The sequence below is a fragment of the Streptomyces sp. NBC_01477 genome (genome assembly GCF_036227245.1).
Lineage (GTDB): Bacteria > Actinomycetota > Actinomycetes > Streptomycetales > Streptomycetaceae > Actinacidiphila.
Window position 1 is genome coordinate 3,834,970 of record NZ_CP109445.1, and the last position, 20,430, is coordinate 3,855,399.

The window sequence follows — 20,430 nt, forward strand, 5'->3', positions numbered from 1 at the left end:
ATATTGAAAGGCATCACTGACATCGAGGGGGCAATATGACTCACCGCGAGGTTGATGTTCTGGCGATCGGTGCGGGCCCGGCGAATCTGGCGCTCGCAGCGGCAATCGAGGAGTGCGGCTCCACGGAGCTGGCCGAGAACACCCTGCTGCTCGAACAGGCTCCGGACATCAAATGGCAGCGCGATCTGCTGATGCCCTGGGCCCGCAGCCAGGTGTCCTTCCTCAAGGACCTGGTGACCCTGCGCAATCCGCGCAGCAAATTCTCGTTCCTCAGCTTCCTGCACGACAACGGCCGGCTCGACCAGTTCGTGAATCTGGGCACCTTCCACCCCTACCGGTGGGAGTTCTCCGACTACCTCCAGTGGGTGGCCACCTCGCTGGAGCGGGTGCAGATCCGCTACAGCGCCAAGGCGTCGAGCATCGTGCCCGACCGCGACAGCAACGACGCCATCGTCGGATGGACGGTGACGCTGACCGACGGCGACACCATCCGCTGCCGTGACCTGGTCATCGGCGGCGGCCGTGACGCCCGTGTCCCGGCCCCCTTCACCGAACTGCCCGCGGACCGGGTCATCCACAGCTCCACCTACCGCAGCCGTATCGCGCAGATCGACAAGGACCGGCCGCTGCGCGCGGTCGTGGTCGGCGGGGCGCAGAGCGCCGCGGAGATGTTCTACGCCCTGCACGAGAATCTGCCGCAGAGCCAGATCACCATGATCGTCCGTTCGATAGGACTCCAGAACTACCAGACCAGCAAATTCGTCAACGAGCTGTTCTTCCCGTCCTTCGTGGACGATTTCTACGACACACCGCAGGAAGTGCGCTCGCAGGTGCTGGACGAAATGCGGTTCACCAACTACGCGGGTCTCGCGCCGCCATTCCTGGACGAGTTGTACACCATGCTCTACCGCAATCGGATGCTGGGCGCACAGCGCTCCGAGGTGCGCGCCCTGACCGAAATCATCGGCGCCAGGATCGAGGACGGCGACGTCGTGCTCGACCTGCGGGACCGCAGGACCGGCAAGGAGTCGCCGCTGCGCTGCGACCTGGTGCTGCTGGGCACCGGGTACGACGCCCGTATGCCCGCGCTGATCCGCGACCTGGCCGAACACGCGGGCCTGGACGAGGTCACCGTCAGCCGCAACTACCGCGTCGACCTCGGTGCGGCCACCCCGGGCGCGGTCTACCTCCAGGGCGTCAACGAGGCCACCCACGGCATCGCCGACTCCCTGATCAGCGTCCTGGCCCACCGCAGCCACGACATCGTCACCGACCTGCTGACCCGGCGCAGCACCTCCGACGTCGGGGCCGCCCGATGAGCCGCGGCACCCTGCTCGTGATCGGCAGCGGGCTGAAGGTCTACCGGGAGTATCTGGTCGCGCCGATCAGCCGCAGGGCGCGCGAGGCCGGGCTGGACATGGTGCTGCTGAACAACCTCAAGCCGACCTGGCAGCAGGAGTATTTCGACGAGGTCGTCGTCGCCAACGTCTTCGACTCCGAGGTGATGGGGGCGGCGGCGCGCGAACTCGCCGCCCGCCGCGATGTCGTCGCCCTGATGTGCTGGGACGAGCCGCTGGTGCTGGACGCGGGGCTGCTGGCCGCCGAGTTCGGGGTACCGGGGCTGTCGGCCCGCGGGGTGCGCGGCTGCCGGGACAAGGAGCTGACCCGCGCCGAGCTGACCGCGGCGGGCCTGCACCAGCCCGGGTTCGGGCTGACCACCACCGTCGAGGAGGCCAGGGAGACGGCCGCGCGGATCGGCTACCCGGTGGTGCTCAAGCCGCGGGCGATGGGCGCGAGCATCGGGGTGGTCTTCGCGGCCGACGAGGCGGAGCTGGACGCGGCCTTCCGGGTCGCGCTGGCTGCCAGCGAGGTCGACCCGGGGCCCTACCGCGCCAGCGCGATCGTCGAGGAGTACGCGCCGGGCCCGGAGATCAGCATCGACGGAGCGGTGCACAAGGGCGAGTACCTGCCGCTGTTCGTGGCCCGCAAGTACAGCAGCGACCACCCGTACTTCGAGGAGATCGGCCACTCGGTGGACGCGGCCGACCCGCTGCTGGAGGACAAGGAGCTGATGCGGACCCTGGCGCGGGCGCACCAGGCGCTCGGCATCGAGGACGGCATCACGCACAGCGAAGTACGGCTGACCGACCGCGGTCCGCTGATCATCGAGATCAACGGGCGGCTCGGCGGCGACCTCATCCCATACCTGGGAAGGATCGCCACCGGGATCGAGCCGGGCGAGGTGCTCTTCGACGTGGCCACCGGGCAGCGCCCGGACATCACGCCGACCCGGCGGGCGGTGGCCGGCATCAGGTTCGGCATCCCCGAGCAGGACTGCCTGCTGCGGTCGGTGCGGGTGCCGGAGCCCGGCGACGCGCCGGGCCTGGTGGCGGCGGCGCCGATGGCGGAACCGGGCAGCACCTTGCGGCTGCCGCCCGGCGGCTATCTGGCCCGGCACTCCTTCGTGGTGTGCGAGGCCGACGACGTGCCCGGCTGCCAGGACCGGCTGACGGGGGCCGCCGCGCTGGTCGGGCTGGTCACGGAACCGGTCGGCCCGGCCGACCCGCAGGCACCGTTCGCGATGCCGGCCGGCCTGCTGGACGTGGACGAGTGAACGGCGAGACCGCACACGCGAGGGGAACGGACACATGACGACGACCACGGCGACGGCCCCGGCGTACACCGGGGAGCCGGACAGCGCGGCGGAGATCCTGGCGCGGGCCGGGGCGCTGGCCCCGGTGCTGCGGGAGCGGGCGGCCGAGATCGAGCGGAACCGCACGCTGCCCGCCGACGTGGTGGACCTGCTGCGCGGCACCGGCGTCTTCCGGATGTGTTCGGGCCGCGAGTGGGGCGGCCCCGAGCTGACCTCCATGGACCAGACCCGGGTCGTGGAGAAGCTGGCGTACGGCGACGCCTCGGCCGCCTGGTGCGCGGTGATCGGCGCCAACACCGGTCTGATCGCGAACTTCCTCGACCAGGACATCGTCAAGGAGGTCTACCCGCGGCAGGACATGGTCACCGCGGGTGTGCTGGCCCCGGCCGGGCACGCCGAGCGGGTGCCCGGCGGGTTCCGGCTGTCCGGCCGCTGGTCCTTCGGCAGCGGCATCGACCACAGCGACTGGGTGAACTCGGGCGCCTTCGTCTTCGAGGACGGCAAGCCCTACGCCAGCCCCGACGGCAGCAACCCGCACGAGTCACGGCAGTTCCTGGTCTCCCGCGCGGACGTCGAGACGCTCGACAACTGGGACACCACGGGCCTGTGCGGCACCGGCAGCCGCGACTACACGATCACCGACGTCTTTGTGCCCGAGAACCACACCTTCACCTTCTACGAGCCGCGGGGCCGGATCAGCCCGCTCTCGCAGCCGGAGTCCTTCATGCGGGCGCTGTGCGGGGTGCCGCTGGGGGTGGCGCGGGCCGCGCTGGACCACGCCCGCGAGATCGCCACCACCCGGGTGGACCGGATGACCGGCACCGCCTGGTCCGACAGCTTCCGCGTCCAGGTCACCATCGCCGAGTGCGAGGCCGACTTCAACGCCACCCGCAACGGCGTCTACGCCGCCATGACCCGCCAGTGGGAGGTGCTGGAGGCCGGCGGCACCCTCACCACCGAGGAGCGGGCCGCCTCCCCGCTGGCCTGGCTGCACGCCTTCCGCACCGCCCGCTCCATCGTCAACCGGCTCTACGACCTGCTCCAGACCTGGTCCATCAACCGGTCCTCACCCATGGACCGCTGGCTGCGCGACACGGCCACGATGTGCCAGAACCTCACGGCGCAGGACGTCGTCCTGGAGTCGGTCGGCGCCTACCTGCTGGGCGGGCGGCCCAAGTTCCGGATCAGCCTCGGCATCACCACATGACACGTACGGCCGGGCCGCAGACCGGGTCGGGAGGAGGAGTCCGCATGACCAACCAGCTGAGGGGCGACGACATGACGGTGACCGGGACCGGGACCACGCAGGACCGGGCACCCGCGACCGCGGCCGGGATCCTGGCGCGGGCCGAGGCACTGGCCCCGGTGCTGCGGGAGCGGGCGGCCGAGATCGAGCAGAACCGCAAGCTGCCCGCCGACGTGGTGGACCTGCTGCGCGGCACCGGCGTGTTCGGCATGTGCTGGGGCCGGGAGTGGGGCGGCCCCGAGCTGACCTCCGTCGAGCAGACGCGGGTGGTGGAGAAGCTGGCGTACGGCGACGCCTCGGCCGCCTGGTGCGCGGTGATCGGCGCCAACACCGGTATCTACAGCAACTTCATCGAGCAGGCGGTCGCCAAGGAGATGTTCCCGCGCCCCGACATGATCACCGCGGGGCTGCTCCAGCCCTCGGGCCGGGCCGAGAGGGTGCCGGGCGGCTACCGGCTGACCGGCCGCTGGCCGTTCGGCAGCGGCATCGACCACGCCGACTGGGTGACCTCCGGCGGCTTCGTCTTCGAGGACGGCAAGCCCTACGCCAGCCCCGACGGCAGCAACCCGCACGAGTCGCGCCAGTTCATGGTGCCGCGCGAGCAGGTCGTGACCATCGACAACTGGCACACCACGGGCCTGTGCGGCAGCGGCAGCTGCGACTACACGATCACCGACGTCTTCGTGCCCGAGGAGCACACGTACAGCTTCGGTGTCGTGCACGGCCGGCCCTCGCCGCTCTCCCAGCCGGACGCCTTCACCCGCGCCATGTGCGGGGTGCCGCTGGGGGTGGCGCGGGCCGCGCTGGACCACGCCCGCGAGATCGCCACCACCCGGGTGGACCGGATGACCGGCACCGCCTGGTCCGACAGCTTCCGCGTGCAGGTCACCATCGCCGAGTGCGAGGCCGACTTCAACGCGACGCGTAACGGCGTCTACGGCAGCATGACCCGCCAGTGGGAGGTGCTGGAGGCCGGCGGCACCCTGGACGACCTCACCCCCGAGGAGCGCGCCGCCTCGCCGCTGGCCTGGCTGCACGCCTTCCGCACCGCCCGCTCCATCGTCAACCGGCTCTACGACCTGCTCCAGACCTGGTCCATCAACCGGTCCTCACCCATGGACCGCTGGCTGCGCGACACTACGACCATGTGTCAGCACCTGATCGCCCAGGACCGCATCCTCCAGTCCGCCGGCGCCTACCTGGTGGGCGGCCGACCGGAGTTCGGCATCAGCCTCGGCATCGTCTAGGCCGCCCGGCCGGCCCGAGAGGTCCGGCCGGTCCATCGGTCCCACCCGATCCGGGCCGCCCAGCGGGTCCCACCGATCCGGCCGCTCCGACCGGCCCAGGGCGGGCCGCCCGTCCGGCCCGCCCGCCCCGCCCAGCACGTTTCCGTACATCCCGTGCCCGTCCGGTGTGCCCGGACGTCCGGCACCACCCACCACACCAGAGCCGCGGTCGCTGCTGCTCCGCCCTGCCCAGGAGCGGCGCCCGCAGCGGTCATTCGCCTGTGCGCAGGCCACGGGGAGGAGACCCGATGAGCAGAGGTCTTGTGCTTTTGGTCAACCCCAACAAGGTGCACCCACCGATCGCGCCCTACGCGCTCGACGTGCTCACCACCTCGTTGGAGGCCGCCGACTTCGAGGTCGAGGTGCTGGACCTCACCTTCCACCGGGAGGACTGGAAGTCCTTCCTGTCCGAATACTTCGCCGAGCGCGACCCGATGCTGGTCGGCGTCACCATCCGCAACACCGACACGGTCTACGCCTTCGAGCAGCGCCCCTTCGTCGGTGAGCACAAGGAGATCATCACCGAGCTCAAGCGGCTCACCGACGCCCCGATCGTGGCCGGCGGCATCGGCTTCTCGACCATGCCCTTCGCCCTGGTCGACTACTTCGGCATCGACTTCGGCGTGAAGGGGCCGGGCGAGAAGATCATCTGCGACCTGGCGGACGCGCTGCTCACCGGGCGCGACCCCGGCACCGTCCCCGGGCTGCTGCGCAACACCGCCGAGGGCGTCGTGCGGGTGCCGCCCGCCGTGCTGACCGCACGGCACGGGAAGACGGTGATCCCGCTGCCCACCGGGCAGTTCGAGCCCCGGGTGTGGCAGGTGGACAGCACCGCGTCGTACGTCCGCCGGTCGGGGGCCGCGTACAAGGTGGACAACCTGATGTACTACCAGCGCGGCGGGCTCGGCAGCATCCTGACCAAGAACGGCTGCACCTACCGCTGCTCGCACTGCGTGGAGCCGGACGCCAAGGGCACCTCCTTCGGGCAGCGCTCGGTGGTCGCGGTGGTCGACGAGATGGAGTCGCTGGCCGCGCAGGGCATCCTCGACCAGCACACCACCGACAGCGAGTTCAACCTGTCGGTCTCGCACGCCAAGAACGTGCTGCGGGAGATCGTCCGCCGCCGGCACTCCGACCCGGCCAACCCGCTCAACGGGCTGCGGCTGTGGGTCTACTGCCAGCCCAGCCCGTTCGACGAGGAATTCGCCGCGCTGCTGGCCGCGGCCGGCTGCCGCGGGGTGAACGTCGGCTCCGACCACGTCAGGCCGGACATGCTGACCGGCTGGAAGGTGACCGAGAAGGGCACCACCTACTACGACTTCGCCGACACCGAGCGGCTGGTCCGGCTGTGCCGCGAGCACGGCATCCTCACCATGGTCGAGGCGCTGTTCGGGATGCCCGGCGAGACGCCCGACAGCATGCGGGCCTGCGTCGAGGCCTTCATGGCGCTGGACGCCACGGTGACCGGCTTCTCGCTGGGGCTGCGGCTGTTCCCGTACACGCCGATGGGCATCGCGATGGCCGCGGAGTGCGACGGGGTCCGTACGGTGCCGGGTCTGCAGTCCAACACCGCCACCGGGCCGATCGTGCTCAAGCCGCTGTCGAAGTGCTCGGGTCCCGTGGAGTACGAGCGGCAGTTCATGTTCGACGAGCACGGCGACTTCCGGCTGGTCTGCTACTTCTCCCCCGACCTGCCGGCCGACTCCGCCGCGGTCGGCGACCCCTCCGCGCGCTGGAGCCCGTCGGTCGACCTGCTGTGGGACCTGGTGGACCCCGCCGACTACTTCCGGGTGATGCTGCCGACGCTGGCCGGCTCCAGCGAGCACGACAACAACTACGCCGACAACCCGTTCCTCACCGGCCTGAGCGGGCTCGGCTACACCGGCGCCTTCTGGTCCCACTGGCGGGAACGGGAGGAGATCCTGGCCCGCGCCAAGGACAGCGGCATGGCCGAGCCCGCCGACGTGTAATGCCCTGTTCACATATTCCACTGAAACACCTGTACGCGAATTCACGACTGTCCGTGCCCGCGACCCGCGATACGCCGTAGGCCGGCGCCATTAATGGCCTACGGCGTATCACGGAGCCGCACTGAAGCCCTTGCGGTCCGGTGTTCCCTGCCGCATCCTGGTACCGGTCGACCCTGAGCCACCATGAACAGCAAGTTGGGGGAAATCGAATTTAGAGGGGCAAATGAGCCAGCAGGAAAACACCATGAGATTACATTGGCAACTCCCGCAACACCCCGACATCTGTCGGGATAATTCGGGCCGTCGCCCGGAAGGGGGAGTCCTGCCGTTACGTCCGATTCCTGCTCCGCTCACCGTCCTGCTCGCCGACGCCCAGCCGGCGATCCGGCACGGCGTCCGATCCGTACTCGAGCGGTCGACCGGCATCAGGGTGGTCGGTGAGGCCGCCACGACCGAGGAGGTGCTCGCCGAGACCTCGCGCTGCCGGCCCGACGTCCTGGTGGTCGACCCGCTGATGGATGAACCGGCAGGTATGCAGGTCATCAGCCAGGTACTGCGGATGACACCGGGTACGGGCGTGCTGGTCTTCAGCTCGGTCGACGACGACAAGGCCATCACCTCGGCGCTGCACGCCGGGGCGCGCGGCTACCTCATCAAACGGGCGAGCGCGGACCAGATCCTGCGCGGCATCCAGGCCGTGGCCGCCGGTGAGGCGATCGTGGACAAATCGATAGCCGACCGGCTCAGCGTCCTGATACGTCCGGCCACCGGGCAGTATTACTACCCGTTCCCCCAGCTCACCAACAGGGAGCGGGACGTGCTGGAACGCATCGCGGCGGGCAAGTCCAACGCCGCCATTGCCAAGGAACTCGCGCTCGCCTCCAAGACCATCAGCAATCGGGTCTCGGCGATCTTCGGCAAGCTCGGTGTCGCCGATCGGGCACAAGCCATTGTATTGGCCAGGGACGCGGGCCTCGGGCATGCGTCAGCGCCCTTTATCCAGCACGGCACTCCGGGAAACCCGCTGGGCATGCGCATTCCTGCTTCCCAGCCGCAGATTCCCATGTGAAAGGGAAGACTTCCCCTGTCGATCGGGAGTCGCCGGATTCTAGCCTGAAGGCTGTCGCACGGCCACCCATTCGAAGGACGCCGATCGGAGCGGGACGTTGACCGACCACGAGCACGCCGACGTGACCATCCGCACCATGGAGCCGGATCACCTCGAAAGGGCCCACGGGCTCGACCTGAAGCTGCTCCACCCGTGGCCCGGGCTGGACACACCCTTCCGCGGCGCCTGGTGTGTCCTGCGCCCGGGCGACGTGTCGGAGGTGCACGGCCACCACGACCGGGAGATCTTCATCGTCATGTCCGGCCGCGGCACCGTCGTCGCCAACGGCAGGCGGCACGGGATCGCGGCGGGCGACCTGGCGTACATCCGGCCCGACGTGCAGCACAGCGTCGTCAACGAGCACGACGAGGACTTCGCCTACTACGCGATCTGGTGGGACCCGGCGATGTCCGCGGAATTCCTCGACGGGCAGGAGCGGGAGGCCGGCGGGACGGCCGCCGCCCCCGAGGTGGCGACCGCCGCTCCCGCCGTCGCCGGGCAGGCGTCGTGATCGACTACGAGGGGCGCCGCTTCCGCGCGCCGGACGGCGACACCAGTACCGAGGCCGTCTACCACCAGCAGGACGACTTCGTCTGGGGCGAGGTGGCCGGCGGCGCGATCCGGCGCGGCTGGACGGCGGGCACCCGCGGGCCCGACGGGACGCTCTCGATGGGCTACACCATCGTCTTCGCCTCGGGCGAGGTGGTCTGCGGGCGGACCGTGAACACCCCGGAACTGACCGAGGACGGCCGGCTGCGGCTGCACGAGGCGTGGGAGCGGTACGGCCCGCACGCCGCGACCGGCGTCTCCTACATCGAAGAGGTGGCCTGAGCGTGGCACCGGCTGACATCCCCTCGGACGCGGACTGGCGGCGGCTGGAGAAGAGCGTGACGGGCCGCGTACTGCGGCCCGGCGACGCGGAATTCCACTCCTCCAGCGCGCCGTTCAACAAGCGCTTCACCAAGGCCGTGCCCGCCGGGGTGGTCAGCGTCGCCGACGTCGCCGACGTGCGGCGCGCGGTGGAGTGGGCCCGGGACACGGGCGTACCGATCGTGCCGCGCGGCGGCGGCCACTCGTACGCCGGCTACTCGGTCAACTCCGGCCTCGTGGTGGACCTCAGGGCGCTCGGCACGGTGACCGCGGACGGGTCGAGCGGGCGGGTCACGGCCGAGGGCGGGGCCAGCATGGCCGCTGTCTACGCGGCCGTCGAGCCCGAGCAGATCGCGTTCGCGCTGGGCAACGGCGCCTCGGTGGGCATCGCGGGACTGACCCTCGGCGGCGGCTCCGCGGCCACCTCGCGGAAGTACGGGCTCACCGCGGACGCGCTGGTCGCCACCACCCTGGTGACGGCCGACGGCGAGCTGCTGACCTGCGACGCGAAGCGGAATCCGGACGTCTTCTGGGCCTGCCGCGGCGGCGGCGGGGGCAATTTCGGCATCAATGTGTCCTTCACCTACCAGGCCTTCCCGGTCTCCGACGCCTCGACCTGCCTGCTGCTGTGGGACGGCGCCGACGCGCCCAAGGTCTTCGCGGTGCTCCAGGAGGTGATGCGGCAGGCGCCCGAGGAGTGCTCGATCCGGCTCGGCCTGAGCACCACGGGCTCGGGCGTCACCGTCTCCGCGGTCGGGCTGCACCTGGGACCGGCCAGCGAGCTGCGCGACCTGCTCGACCCGGTCCTGTCGGTGGCCGAGCCGCTGCGCCAGGACATCGCCGACCGCACCTTCTGGGAGGCGAAGGACTACCTGCTGCACGAGACCTCGGAAGGCGCCTTCGCGGCCCGGACGAATTTCGCCGTCGACCCGCTGCCGCCCGAGGCCGTCGCCGAGGTCCTGGCCCGGCTCGGCCACTGGCCGGGCGGCAGCAACCCGGACGGCGGCGGCTTCGCCCTCTTCGGCTGGGGCGGCGCGGTCAACAAGGTGGCGTCCGCCGACACCGCGTTCGCCCAGCGCGAGGCGAACTACCTGGTCAGCATGGACACCTCCTGGGCCGACCAGGACGGCCCCGAGGCGGTGCCGAGGCATCTGCGCTGGCTGGCCGAGCTGCGCGAGTCGGTGGCGCCGTACATGGCGGAGGGCGCCTACGTGAACTTCATCGATCCCGAGCTGGCGGACTGGCGCACCGCCTACTACGGCGCCAATTACCCGCGCCTGGTGGAGGTCAAGCGGCGGGTCGACCCGGAGGGGCTCTTCCGCTTCCCGCAGGCCATCGGCTTCTGACCTGCCGCGGGGCCCCCGGCCGGACGGCGCGTCCCAGCCGGGGGCCCCGCGGTCAGTTGGCCAGCGGCAGGACCGTACGCCGCGGGACCGGGGTCAGGACGGAGGCGGGGACCACCTCCTCGGTCTCCTCGTCGATCAGCGAGACCCGGACCGCCGGATGGGGTGAGGTGTCGACGCTGAGCGTGAGGTCGAGCGCGAACAGCACGCTGACCGGGTGCGTACCGCGCTCGTCCTGGTAGGCGCCCGCGTAGCGCAGCACCCGCCAGCCCTCGTCGTCCCAGTGGTCGAGCAGCGCCGAGCGGACCACGGGCATCGCGGTCTGCCAGGCCAGGGAGTTCTCCAGCAGCTGCACCGTCGCGGCGACCGGTACCCGCTCCCCCGTCCCGGACGGCAGCGGATTGCCGAAGACCCTGATCCTGGCCTTGCGCAGCGGCACCAGCCACACCCGGTCCAGGTCGGCGGTCAGGCCGAGCAGCAGGACGGCCGCCGCGGCGAGGACCAGCGCGGAGCCGCCGGGGCGCCGGGAGATCTCCGACCACCAGGCGCTGTCCGCGCCCGCCGCCGCCACACCGCCGGCCACCACGAGCCCGGCCCTGGTGAAGGAGCGGGCCCCGATCGGGCCCTCGTCACTGGCGCTGCACCCGCAGGACGACTCGGGCGCGGTGGCCTTCGCGTACGCCAGGTAGCCGGTGAAGCCGGCGCCGAGCAGCGCCGTCGCGATGCCCGGCAGCAGCGCGTCCGGTGCCGCCAGCAGTGCCGCGGCCAGGGCCAGTTCGAGCCCGCCGAGCGCGCGCAGCGCCAGCGTGGCGCGCCGGCCGTCGTTGAGCACCCGGACCAGCACGGTGTTCGCCGCGAGCCGGGCGGTCTGCCGGCCGAAGAGCTTGGCCGCGCCGGTCAGCGCGAGCAGCAGCCCGCAGACCAGCGGCGCGAGGTTGGAGACCAGCGGAATCATCGCACCGACTCCCTCAGTGCCCGAGTGAGACGCGGGCGATGTCGATGGAGCCGTCCGCGGGCCGCCAGGCGCCGAGCACCTGCGCCTCCTGCCCGATCCGGGTCCGCGACAGGTCCGCGGTGAGCGCCCCGCCGAGGTAGGACGCGGTCGTGGTGTCGGGGACGATCCGGCCGACCAGCTCGTCGTTGCCGTGGGTGAGGTGCAGCCGGTCCTTGGCGATGCCGCGGATGGTGACGTAGACGTTCACGATGTTGACCCACACCGCGTCCGCCGCGATCGTCCCGTCGGGCATGGCCGCCCCGCGCGCGTACAGCCCGTCGCCGACCTCGATGGCCTCGGCGGTGGTGGTGCGCAGCTTCCAGATGCTGGTGGCGTTGGTCAGCTGGATCAGGTGCCGCTCCCCGTGGGAGCCGGCGACGTCCAGGACGTTGCGGTTCATGGCGACGATCCGGCCTTCGGCGAAGGCCGCCGGGATCGCCGCGTCGAGCGAGGGCATCGGCTCGGCGAACGCGGCCTCGGCGTCGAGCCCGCCGAGCGCGGACGCGCCCACGATGGTGGCGCCGCCGATGGCCGCCGTGGTGAGGAAACGCCTCCGGTCCAGGCGACGCCCGCCGGATTCCTGGGTGTGGCTCATGTCGTCCTTCCTGTCTCGCGTGGTGCTGGTGGATGTACCGGGCGGGAGGTCACTCGTAGATATAGACGGGCAGCTTGCCGGAGCTGAGGCTGCCGATCGCGGTGAAGGCCGCGGGGGTGAGGTCGATGACGCGGTTGGTGCGGCACGCGCCGTTGCAGCACGCGGACTCGCCGCAGAAGCTCTTGGTACGCGGCCCGCAGTCGGCGAGCGTCACGCACACGGCGGCGCCCGAGCACTGGTGACGGACGTTCACCACCGCGCCGCAGGTGCGGCGCGGCATGTTCTCGCCGCACAGGTCGGGCCGGGTGATGTCCCAGCAGGCGGCCGAGAGGTTGGGCCAGGCGGCCATGTTCTTGCTGGACTGGCAGGTGCCGCACGCGCCGGTGCCGGCGCTGCCGCAGGAGCCCCAGGCGTTGCCGCAGCAGAACCAGGTGGCTTCGCCCGCCCACAGGGAGGTCGATCCGCAGGCCATGTCGTGTTCCCTTCGCATGGGCGCAGGTCTTATGACCTGCGCATGACAACACATACGACGGCGCCGCGGAACGGGGGCCGCGGCGGTGTCCTGAGGTGCCGAGTGATTACGCGCCCATGACAAGCGTCGAGTGGGAGTGCTCCGCGCCGTTGCGGTGCTGCGAGGGGGTGACGCCGTGCCGTACCTGGCGGTGCGCGCTTGCGGGAGCTGCCTCGGGCGGGCCTCTGCTGTGCCGTATGCGTCGGATGAGTCGGCAGTGCAGGGTGGAACACGGCCATGATGCGCGCTTCTACGCGCGTTCGGAAGGGGGCGCACAACCGTTTCTACGCGCGTTCGCGTGCGCACGCCCCCCGTGGCGCCCGCCCGGCCGGGCCGGCGAACGGCGGACGGCCCCGACGCCGGGCGCCCCCGGCGCCACGCGTACCGGCCGCCGCGCGGGGTAGCCGGGTCCTGCACACCAGCCGCGACACCCCCCGTGCCGACCCGAGGTAGCTGAGGCCCGCCCATGACTTCCGACACCCGCACGGACACCCGTGAAGACCACGCCCCGGCTGCCGGAGGCGGGAAGGACGACGGCGAGACCAAGGGAACCGTGCTGATCGCGCTGCTGGCGAACGTGGCGATCGCCATCGCCAAAGCGGTCACCGGCGCCCTCACCGGCTCCCCCGCCCTGCTCGCCGAGGCGGCGCACTCGATCGCGGACACCCTCAACGAGGTGTTCCTGCTGGCCTCCGTCCCCCTCAGCAAGCGCAAGCCCGACGCGCAACACCCCTTCGGCTACGGCAAGGAGCGCTTCTTCTGGGCGCTGCTCGCGGCCGTCGGCATCTTCGTCACCGGCGGCTGCTTCTCCTTCTACCAGGGCCTGCACGGCTGGCTCTCCCCCGAGTCGGACGCCTCCGAGAGCTTCCTGATCACCTATGTCGTGCTGGGCGTGTCGCTGGCCGCCGAGGGCGCCTCGCTGCTGCGGGCGGTCGTCCAGCTGCGCGGCCGGGCCCGCTCGCACGGGCGCTCGCTGTTCCAGGAGGTCGCCAAGAGCACCGACCCGACCGTGCGTACGGTCTTCGCCGAGGACGCCACAGCCGTGCTCGGCGTCCTGCTGGCCGCCGGCGGCGTGCTGGGCCACCAGCTCACCGGGGCGCCGCAGTGGGAGGCCGGCGCGGCACTGGCCATCGCGCTGCTGCTGATCCTCGTCGCCTACCTGCTCGGCCGCTCCGCCCGCGACCTCCTGGTCGGCCAGGCCGTCGACCCGCGCCTTCAGCAGGAGGCGTACGAGATGCTCGCCGAGCAGAAGGAGATCGACACCGTGGCCGTCCTGCTGACCATGCGCCTCGGGGTGGACTCGGCGCTGCTGGCGGCCCGGGTGGACCTGCACGCGGGCCTGGACAGCGAAGAGGTCGAGGAGGTCAGCGAGCGGATCAAACGCGACCTGCGCGACAAGCACCCCGGCTTCGGCGAGATCTTCCTCGACATCGTGGACGCGGACCGCGACGAACGCGCACGGGCGCACGCACGCAAGCAGGAAGTCGACCGGGCCGTCGAGGAACAGGACGCGCAGCAGGAAGGACCGCCGCAGCAGTGACATGGCACCATCCGGACGGAATATCGCCCGGCCACGTGCCCGCGCGCCGAAGCCGGGTAACCGCAGGGGTGGGCCGGCCTTCCCCCGGCCGGCCGGCACAGCACCGCGAGCACGTGAAAGGCGGCCGTCATGCCCCGAGGTTCCAGCCCCAGGCGCGAGCGCCAGTACGAGCACATCAAGGACAGCGCCGAGAAGCGCGGCGAGTCCGAGAAGCGGGCCGAGGAGATCGCCGCCCGCACGGTGAACAAGGAGCGCGCCCGCTCGGGCGAGTCGAAGACCGCCAGCCGCAGCTCCGTCACGGACATGTCGTCGTCCAGGCGGGGCGGGCAGCGCTCGCACTCCGGCCCCGGCGGCCCCACCAAGGAGCAGCTCTACAACGAGGCCCGGCAGCGCAACGTCAAGGGCCGCTCATCGATGACGAAGTCCGAGCTGAGCAGGGCGCTCGGGCGCTGACGCGCTCCCCCGCCGGGGCAGCGCCTACCGGAGGAGGACCACGCGGCATGGCAGGACACGAGTCGGACCGGACGGACGACACCGGACGGCGGGAGACCACCGAGGAAAGGGCGGACCGCCGCTGGGGCGATCTGCTCCAGGAGCTGCGGGTCGCGCAGACCGGGGTGCAGATCCTCTTCGGCTTCCTGCTGACGGTGGTCTTCCAGCAGCGCTTCCCCCAGCTGTCCGACACCGACCGGCACCTCTACGTGGCCACCGTGGTCGTCGGTGCGGCGACCACCGGCGCCCTCATCGGCCCGGTGGCGATGCACCGGCTGCTCACCGGCCGCCGCGTGAAGCCCGAGACCGTGGTGTGGGCGTCCCGGATGACCGTGGTCGGGCTGTTCCTGCTGCTGTGCACGACAGCCTGCTCGCTGCTGCTGGTCCTGCGGCTGGCGATCCACGACACGGGCGCGGCCTGGCTGGCCGGCGTGATGGTGCTCTGGTTCTCGGTGTGCTGGCTGGGCATCCCGCTGTGGGCCAGGTACCGGAGCACACCGGGCCCGGACCAGGACTGAACGCGGGCGGGTGCGGGGAGGCGGCCGGCGCCGACCGCCTCCCCGCACGGACGTCTGCTCGCACGGACGCCTGCTCGCGCGGACTTCCTACAGCGGCGGGAGCGCCAGGTGCTCACGCAGCGTCGTGCCCTCGTACGCGGTCCGGTACGAGCCGCGCTCCTGGAGTTCGGGGACGACCTTGTCCACGATGTCGGTCAGCGACGACGGCAGCAGGTGGGGGACGATGTTGAAGCCGTCCGCAGCCCGGGTGCGGACATAGCGCGTCCACTCGTCGGCGATCTGCGAGGCGGTGCCCACGAAGGGCGGCCGGCGGGCGGAGACCTCCCGCACCAGCTGGACGATCGACAGGCCGCGCTCGGCCGCCAGGTCGCGCCACTTCTGGATCTGCGCCAGCTTCCCCGTACGCTCCTCGATGGGGATCGTGCCCCGGGAGGGGTCGAGTTCGGCGTCGCTGGGCTCGATGTCCGGCAGCGGCCCTTCCGGGTCCCAGGCCGACAGGTCGGTGCCCCAGTACTGTTCGAGGAAGGCGATCGCCCGCGGCGGCGACACCTGCTCCTCCCGCAGCCAGCGGGCCTTGTCCTCGGCGTCCCGGGCGGTGTCGCCGACCACCACCATCGCGCCGGGCAGGATACGTATCGCGTCCGCGGGGCGGCCGTGCCTGACCAGCCGGGTCCGCAGGTCGGCGGCGTAGGCACGGGCCTTCTCGTAGTCGGTGTTGGCGGAGAAGACGACATCGGCGTGCGCGGCGGCGAGTTCACGGCCGCCCGGGGAGTCGCCGGACTGGAAGAGCACCGGGCGGCCCTGCGGGCTGGGCGGCACCGTCGCGGCGGCCCGCAGCCTGAGCAGGTCGGTGTCCACGGCCACCGAACGGTCCTGGCCGCCGTCCGCCGCCGCCGACCACAGCGCCTTCGCGGCTGCCGCGAAGCCCGCGGCCCGCTCGTAGCGCCGCTCGTGCGGGAGCCAGCCGCCGTGCCGGAAGTTCGCGCCGGTCCAGGCGTTGTCGGTGGTGACGATGTTCCAGCCGGCCCGGCCCTCCGAGAGCAGGTCGAGGCCGGCCAGCCGGCGGGCCAGGTCGGCGGGGTAGTTGTAGGTGGTGTTCTGGGTGGCGACCAGGCCGATCCGGCTGGTGGCCGCCGCCAGCGCGGACAGCTGGGTGATGGCGTCCGGGCGGCCGGCGATGTCGAGGTCGAAGACCCGGCCCCGGTTCTCCCTGACCCGCAGTCCCTCACCGAGGAAGAAGGCGTCGAAGAGGCCGCGTTCGAGCAGCCGGGCCACCTCGACGAAGGTCTCGATCGCGGTGTGCGAGGGGGAGTCCGGGTCGGTCCAGATCAGCTGCGGGCCGACACCGGTGAAGAAGACGCCGAGATGCACCTGGGCGTTCGGGTCGTACTCGGGCGTGGCGGTATCGTGCGCCGCTTCCGGCATGGCGGTCCCCTCAGGAGGTCGTGGTCGCCGCGAGGGCGAACCGGTTGGCCGGGCGCGGCAGGCCCAGGGTGTCGCGCAGGGTGGCGCCGGGCCGCGGCGGTTGGTGCGTTCCGCCGGCGGCCAGTGCGGGCAGCACCTGCCCGGTGAGCACCGGCAGGTCGGCGCCCAGCTCCGCGGGGTGCAGCCGTACGCCGTCCACGTCGGCGGCCAGTTCCCGCAGCAGCGCGGTCAGTCCGGAAGCCGGGCCGACGTGGCGCAGCCGCCCGGTCGGCTGCCAGGTCGCCGACTCCTCCAGCCGGGCGAGCCGCTCCGCGGCGGGCAGGTCGGTGTCGAGCAGCACCTCGACCTCGGCGAAGACCAGCGGGGCGCCGGCCGCCCTGGCCGCCGCCGCCGCTGCGGCGACGCCCGCGGTGTCGGGACGGGCGACGAGCGCGATGTCCGCCAGACCGCCCGCGCCCAGTTCGTCGGCGGCCAGCACCACGACCTGGCCCTGTGGCGGCCGGGGCGTGATCAGCGGGCCCTTGACGGTGAAGCGGGCGGCCTCGACGTCGACGTGGTGGACCTTGCGCCAGTCCAGGAAGCGGCCGGTGGCCACGTCCTTGATGACCGCGTCGTCCTCCCAGGAGTCCCACAGCGCCCGGGCCGTGCCGATCACGTCGGCGACCTCGCGGCGCAGCGCCCCGGCGTCCAGCGGGGCCGCCCCGACCGTGGCGTGGGCGTCGGCGCTGTTGGCGGCGCCGACCACCCAGGCCGCCCGGCCACGGCTGGCGTGGTCCAGGGCGGCCAGCTGGGTGGCCAGGTGGAAGGGCTCGGTCACGGTGACGTGCAGGGTCGGCGCCAGGCCGATCCGGTCGGTCAGCGTGGAGACGAAGGCGGCGCGGGTGCCGGCCTCCACGCGCCATCCGCCGCCACCGGGCGGCAGCGGTTCGTCGGCGAAGGTGACCAGCGCGAAGCCGCCCGTTTCGGCCGCGGCGACGGTGCTCCGCACGGCCCGCGCGCTCACCGGCGGCTCGGACGCGAGCGCGCCGGCCGCCGGATGGGCACCGTGGCCGTCGGCCTCCAGGGCCAGGTGCAGCCGGCGGCTGCCGCCGTGGTCAGGGGCGGTCACGGCGTCTCACCGTCCGGGACGGTCCCGGTGGCCTCGGGGCCGGTCGCCCGGGCCGGGACGGACCGGGTCTTCTCCACCGGGGCGGTCGGGATCTTCTCGCCGGCCTCGATCGCCACCGTCAGCCGGTTCTCGGCCGGCGGCAGCGGGCAGGTGGCCAGGTCGGTGTAGGCGCAGGGCAGGTTCGAGGCCCGGTTGAAGTCGACCAGCACATTGCCGTCGGCGTCGGGCGCGTCGATGGACACCGCCCGGTTGGCCGCGTAGGTGGTCACGCCCGAGGTGGCGTCGGTGAGCAGGACGAGCAGGCTGCCCGGGGCGTGGCCGTTGAAGGCGGTCAGCCGGTGGGTGGTGCCGTCGAGGTCGAACTCGACCTGGCCCGGGGCGTCGTAGACGTGCTGGAGGCCCTCCACCGCGGCGCCCACCGTCGTCGGCCGCGGCTCGTCGAAGGGCACGTAGCGGCCGGCCCGGGCCCAGCGCGGGTCGGGGGCGTAGGCGGGGGTGCCGGTGAAGGCCAGCCGCAGGCCGTTCTCCGGGTGCCGGGGGCGCAGGATGTCGTATCCGCCGCGCTTGGCGACCTCGATCGCCGCGTCGCCCGCGGTGGGGTAGAGGCTGACCCGCTCCTCGATCACGCCGAAGCTGTGCCGCCCGCGCAGGACCTGGCCGTCCAGGGTCAGTTCCTCGTCGTCCGACAGCTCCACCACGACGCCCTCGTCGGTGCTCGACCAGGCGCCGGGCGCGTCGGGGAAGCGGGTGGGGGTGGCGTCCAGCCAGTGCAGGCCGGTGATGGCGAGGAAGCCGTGCGGGCCGGCGAGCGCCTTCTCCTTCTCGGCGTGCCACCGCTCCCAGTCCTGGGCGAAGGCGGCGCGGTCGGTCTCTTCTGCCTGTGCGGTCATGACGACTCCTCGGTTCCGGTGGTGCGCGGGGTGGGGCGTGCCTCGTTCTGGGCGGCGGTCTGCTCCAGCCGCCGGAATCTGCTGCCGTGGAAGACCAGCGGCGCCACCGTGTGGTCGGCCTCCAGGGCGTGGATGCGCAGCAGGACGATGTCGTGATCGCCGGCCCTGATGTGCTGCTCGACGCTGGTGTCGAACCAGGCGCCCGCGCCGTCGAGCAGCACCGCGCCGTCCTCGGTGGCGTGCCAGTCCAGGCCCGTGAAGCGGTCGTCGCTGCGGGCGGCGAGCTGGGCGCAGGCCCGCTCCTGGTCGGCGGACAGCACCGTGATGCCGAGCCGGGCGCGGTCGGCGAGCAGCGGCCAGGTGGTCGAGGTGTGGGCGACGCAGACCGACAGCAGCGGCGGGTCGAGCGAGACCGCGGTGAAGGAGTTGGCGGCCAGGCCCACCGGTATGCCGTCCACGAGGGCGGCCACCGCGGTCACCCCGGTGGGGAAGGCGCCGAAGACCCGCCGCAATTCGCCCGGGGACAAGGGGTGTTCAGCGGGCCCGGGCTGCTCGCCGGCCGCGGCCCTCCCGTCGGCCGCGGCCCGCTCGCCGGTGCGGGTCTGCTCATCGGTGCGCGGCTCCCTGTCCGTACGCCGCTCCTCGTCCGTACGCGGCTGGTCGTCGGTACGCCGCTGCTCGTCGGTGGTGGCCCGCTCGGCGGGCCGGGTCTGTTCCTCGAACCGGGTCTGGGTGGTCATCGTCGCTTCCATTCCTCGGCCAGCAGCTCGTACGAACGCACCCGGTCGGCGTGGTCGTGGGTGATGGTGGTGATGATCAGCTCGTCGGCGCCGGTGGCGTCGCGCAGCGTTTCCAGCTGGTCGGCGACCTGTTGCGGCGTCCCGATGAACTGGGTCTCGACGCGGTCCGCCACCAGGTCCCGCTCCTGCTCGCTCCACGCGTGCGAGCGGGCCTCGTCGGGGGTCGGGAAGCGGATCGCGCCCGCCCCGCTGCGGATGCTGTGCACCCACAGGCCGTAGCCGGTGGCCAGCTCCCGTGCGGTGTCCTCGTCCTCGGCCACCACGACGTCCGCGGACACGCTGACGTAGGGCTGTTCCAGCTCGGCCGAGGGTACGAACTCCGCCCGGTAGCCCTCCGCGGCCTCCAGTACGGTGGCCGGGCTGACGTGGTAGTTCGCCGCGAAGCGCAGGCCGTTGGCGCCGGCGACCTGGGCGCTGATGCCGGCACTGCTGCCCAGGATCCACACCTGCAGCTCGGCGCCCTCGCCGGGCACGACGTGCGCCTCGATGCCGTCCTCTGTGGCGTAACTGCCGGCCAGCAGCGCCAGGATGTCGGCGATCTGCTCGTCGTAGGCCTGCGACTCGGCGCCGGGCAGCGTCAGCAGCCGCTGGTGCAGCGCGAACCGCGGCGAGCCGAGCAGCTTCTTGAAGGAGAAGGGCGCCGGGATCCGCAGCCCGTTGGCGGTGCGGCCGTCCACCACCGGCGGGGCGCCGACCGGCACCGGCGGCCGGGAGTTGGGCAGGTTGCGCCCGCCGGAGCGGCCGAGCCCGAGGTCGAAGCGGCCCGGGTGCAGGGCGTCGAGCAGCCCGAACTCCTCCACGGTGGACAGCGCGGTGCGGTGCCCGAGCTGTACGGCGCCGGCGCCGAGCCGGATGGTGCTGGTGGCGGCGGCGGTCAGCGCGAGGACGACGGCCGGGGAGGTGCCCGCCACCCCGGGGTTGAGGTGGTGCTCGGCGAACCAGTAGCGGGCGTAGCCGAGCCGTTCTGCGTGCTGTGCCAGGTCGATGCTGTTGCGCAGTGCCTGGCCGGCGGTGGATCCGGTGGAGATCGGTACCAGGTCCAGGACCGCGAGCGGGGTGTTTGCCACGACGGTGCTCCTTG

The 20,430-nt window shown here is 72.2% G+C and carries 20 protein-coding genes; 12 read left to right on the top strand and 8 right to left on the bottom strand.

Going from position 1 to position 20,430, the window contains the following annotated elements; genetic code table 11:
* Positions 1-35: 35 nt before the first annotated feature.
* From OHA86_RS15850 to OHA86_RS15890, 9 genes are all read left to right on the top strand, one after another.
* Complete coding sequence (locus tag OHA86_RS15850; protein ID WP_329175974.1) at positions 36-1,319, top strand: lysine N(6)-hydroxylase/L-ornithine N(5)-oxygenase family protein; 1,284 nt, start codon at positions 36-38, stop codon at positions 1,317-1,319.
* Positions 1,316-2,614, top strand: a complete 1,299-nt coding sequence (locus OHA86_RS15855; RefSeq protein ID WP_329175976.1) for an ATP-grasp domain-containing protein — start codon at positions 1,316-1,318, stop codon at positions 2,612-2,614. The genes OHA86_RS15850 and OHA86_RS15855 overlap by 4 nt, the downstream gene beginning before the upstream one ends.
* 34 nt (positions 2,615-2,648) lie before the next feature.
* The gene (locus OHA86_RS15860; RefSeq protein WP_329175978.1) at positions 2,649-3,860 is read left to right on the top strand and encodes an acyl-CoA dehydrogenase family protein; all 1,212 of its coding nucleotides are present in this window, start codon (positions 2,649-2,651) and stop codon (positions 3,858-3,860) included.
* 44 nt (positions 3,861-3,904) lie between these two features.
* On the top strand, positions 3,905-5,146 hold the full coding sequence (locus OHA86_RS15865; RefSeq protein ID WP_443071742.1) for an acyl-CoA dehydrogenase family protein: 1,242 nt from the start codon (positions 3,905-3,907) through the stop codon (positions 5,144-5,146).
* Between the two features lie 287 nt (positions 5,147-5,433).
* Positions 5,434-7,155 (top strand): tryptophan 2-C-methyltransferase, encoded by a 1,722-nt coding sequence (gene tsrT, locus OHA86_RS15870; protein WP_329175980.1) that lies wholly within the window; start codon positions 5,434-5,436, stop codon positions 7,153-7,155.
* Between the two features lie 223 nt (positions 7,156-7,378).
* Positions 7,379-8,224, top strand: a complete 846-nt coding sequence (locus OHA86_RS15875; RefSeq protein ID WP_329175982.1) for a response regulator transcription factor — start codon at positions 7,379-7,381, stop codon at positions 8,222-8,224.
* Between the two features lie 97 nt (positions 8,225-8,321).
* On the top strand, positions 8,322-8,774 hold the full coding sequence (locus OHA86_RS15880; protein ID WP_329175984.1) for a cupin domain-containing protein: 453 nt from the start codon (positions 8,322-8,324) through the stop codon (positions 8,772-8,774).
* On the top strand, positions 8,771-9,094 hold the full coding sequence (locus OHA86_RS15885) for a hypothetical protein (protein WP_329175986.1): 324 nt from the start codon (positions 8,771-8,773) through the stop codon (positions 9,092-9,094). The genes OHA86_RS15880 and OHA86_RS15885 overlap by 4 nt, the downstream gene beginning before the upstream one ends.
* A gap of 2 nt (positions 9,095-9,096) precedes the next feature.
* Positions 9,097-10,479 carry an FAD-binding oxidoreductase gene (locus OHA86_RS15890; protein ID WP_329175987.1) on the top strand — a complete coding sequence of 461 codons (1,383 nt, stop codon included), beginning with the start codon at positions 9,097-9,099 and terminating at the stop codon, positions 10,477-10,479.
* Positions 10,480-10,531: 52 nt separating this feature from the next.
* On the opposite strand, the gene OHA86_RS15895 is transcribed toward OHA86_RS15890, so the two are convergent.
* The 3 genes from OHA86_RS15895 to OHA86_RS15905 are packed head-to-tail and all read right to left on the bottom strand — an operon-like array spanning position 10,532 to position 12,537.
* Entirely contained in the window at positions 10,532-11,431 is a 900-nt protein-coding gene (locus tag OHA86_RS15895) for a MauE/DoxX family redox-associated membrane protein (protein WP_329175989.1), read from the bottom strand.
* Positions 11,432-11,444: 13 nt separating this feature from the next.
* Complete coding sequence (locus OHA86_RS15900) at positions 11,445-12,065, bottom strand: twin-arginine translocation signal domain-containing protein (protein WP_329175991.1); 621 nt, start codon at positions 12,063-12,065, stop codon at positions 11,445-11,447.
* 49 nt (positions 12,066-12,114) lie between these two features.
* Entirely contained in the window at positions 12,115-12,537 is a 423-nt protein-coding gene (locus OHA86_RS15905) for a hypothetical protein (protein WP_329175993.1), read from the bottom strand.
* A 505-nt stretch (positions 12,538-13,042) separates the two neighbouring features.
* Here OHA86_RS15905 and OHA86_RS15910 point away from each other — a divergent pair.
* From OHA86_RS15910 to OHA86_RS15920, 3 genes are all read left to right on the top strand, one after another.
* Positions 13,043-14,116 carry a cation diffusion facilitator family transporter gene (locus OHA86_RS15910; protein WP_329175995.1) on the top strand — a complete coding sequence of 358 codons (1,074 nt, stop codon included), beginning with the start codon at positions 13,043-13,045 and terminating at the stop codon, positions 14,114-14,116.
* Between the two features lie 129 nt (positions 14,117-14,245).
* On the top strand, positions 14,246-14,569 hold the full coding sequence (locus OHA86_RS15915) for a plasmid stabilization protein (protein WP_329175997.1): 324 nt from the start codon (positions 14,246-14,248) through the stop codon (positions 14,567-14,569).
* Positions 14,570-14,616: 47 nt separating this feature from the next.
* The gene (locus OHA86_RS15920) at positions 14,617-15,126 is read left to right on the top strand and encodes a DUF6328 family protein (protein ID WP_329176000.1); all 510 of its coding nucleotides are present in this window, start codon (positions 14,617-14,619) and stop codon (positions 15,124-15,126) included.
* 87 nt (positions 15,127-15,213) lie between these two features.
* On the opposite strand, the gene OHA86_RS15925 is transcribed toward OHA86_RS15920, so the two are convergent.
* From OHA86_RS15925 to OHA86_RS15945, 5 genes are read right to left on the bottom strand one after another with little or no spacing between them, the layout of a single operon-like run.
* Complete coding sequence (locus OHA86_RS15925) at positions 15,214-16,551, bottom strand: NtaA/DmoA family FMN-dependent monooxygenase (RefSeq protein WP_329176001.1); 1,338 nt, start codon at positions 16,549-16,551, stop codon at positions 15,214-15,216.
* A gap of 10 nt (positions 16,552-16,561) precedes the next feature.
* Positions 16,562-17,659, bottom strand: coding sequence for an LLM class flavin-dependent oxidoreductase (locus OHA86_RS15930; RefSeq protein WP_329176003.1), 1,098 nt, complete (start codon positions 17,657-17,659; stop codon positions 16,562-16,564).
* A complete protein-coding gene (locus tag OHA86_RS15935) occupies positions 17,656-18,549 on the bottom strand; it encodes a DUF1684 domain-containing protein (RefSeq protein WP_329176005.1) in 894 nt (297 codons plus the stop codon). The genes OHA86_RS15930 and OHA86_RS15935 overlap by 4 nt, the downstream gene beginning before the upstream one ends.
* Complete coding sequence (locus tag OHA86_RS15940) at positions 18,546-19,289, bottom strand: flavin reductase family protein (protein WP_329176007.1); 744 nt, start codon at positions 19,287-19,289, stop codon at positions 18,546-18,548. Before OHA86_RS15940 ends, OHA86_RS15935 begins: the two co-directional genes overlap by 4 nt.
* Positions 19,286-20,416 carry an LLM class flavin-dependent oxidoreductase gene (locus OHA86_RS15945; protein ID WP_329176009.1) on the bottom strand — a complete coding sequence of 377 codons (1,131 nt, stop codon included), beginning with the start codon at positions 20,414-20,416 and terminating at the stop codon, positions 19,286-19,288. The genes OHA86_RS15940 and OHA86_RS15945 overlap by 4 nt, the downstream gene beginning before the upstream one ends.
* Between the last annotated feature and the right edge of the window lie 14 nt (positions 20,417-20,430).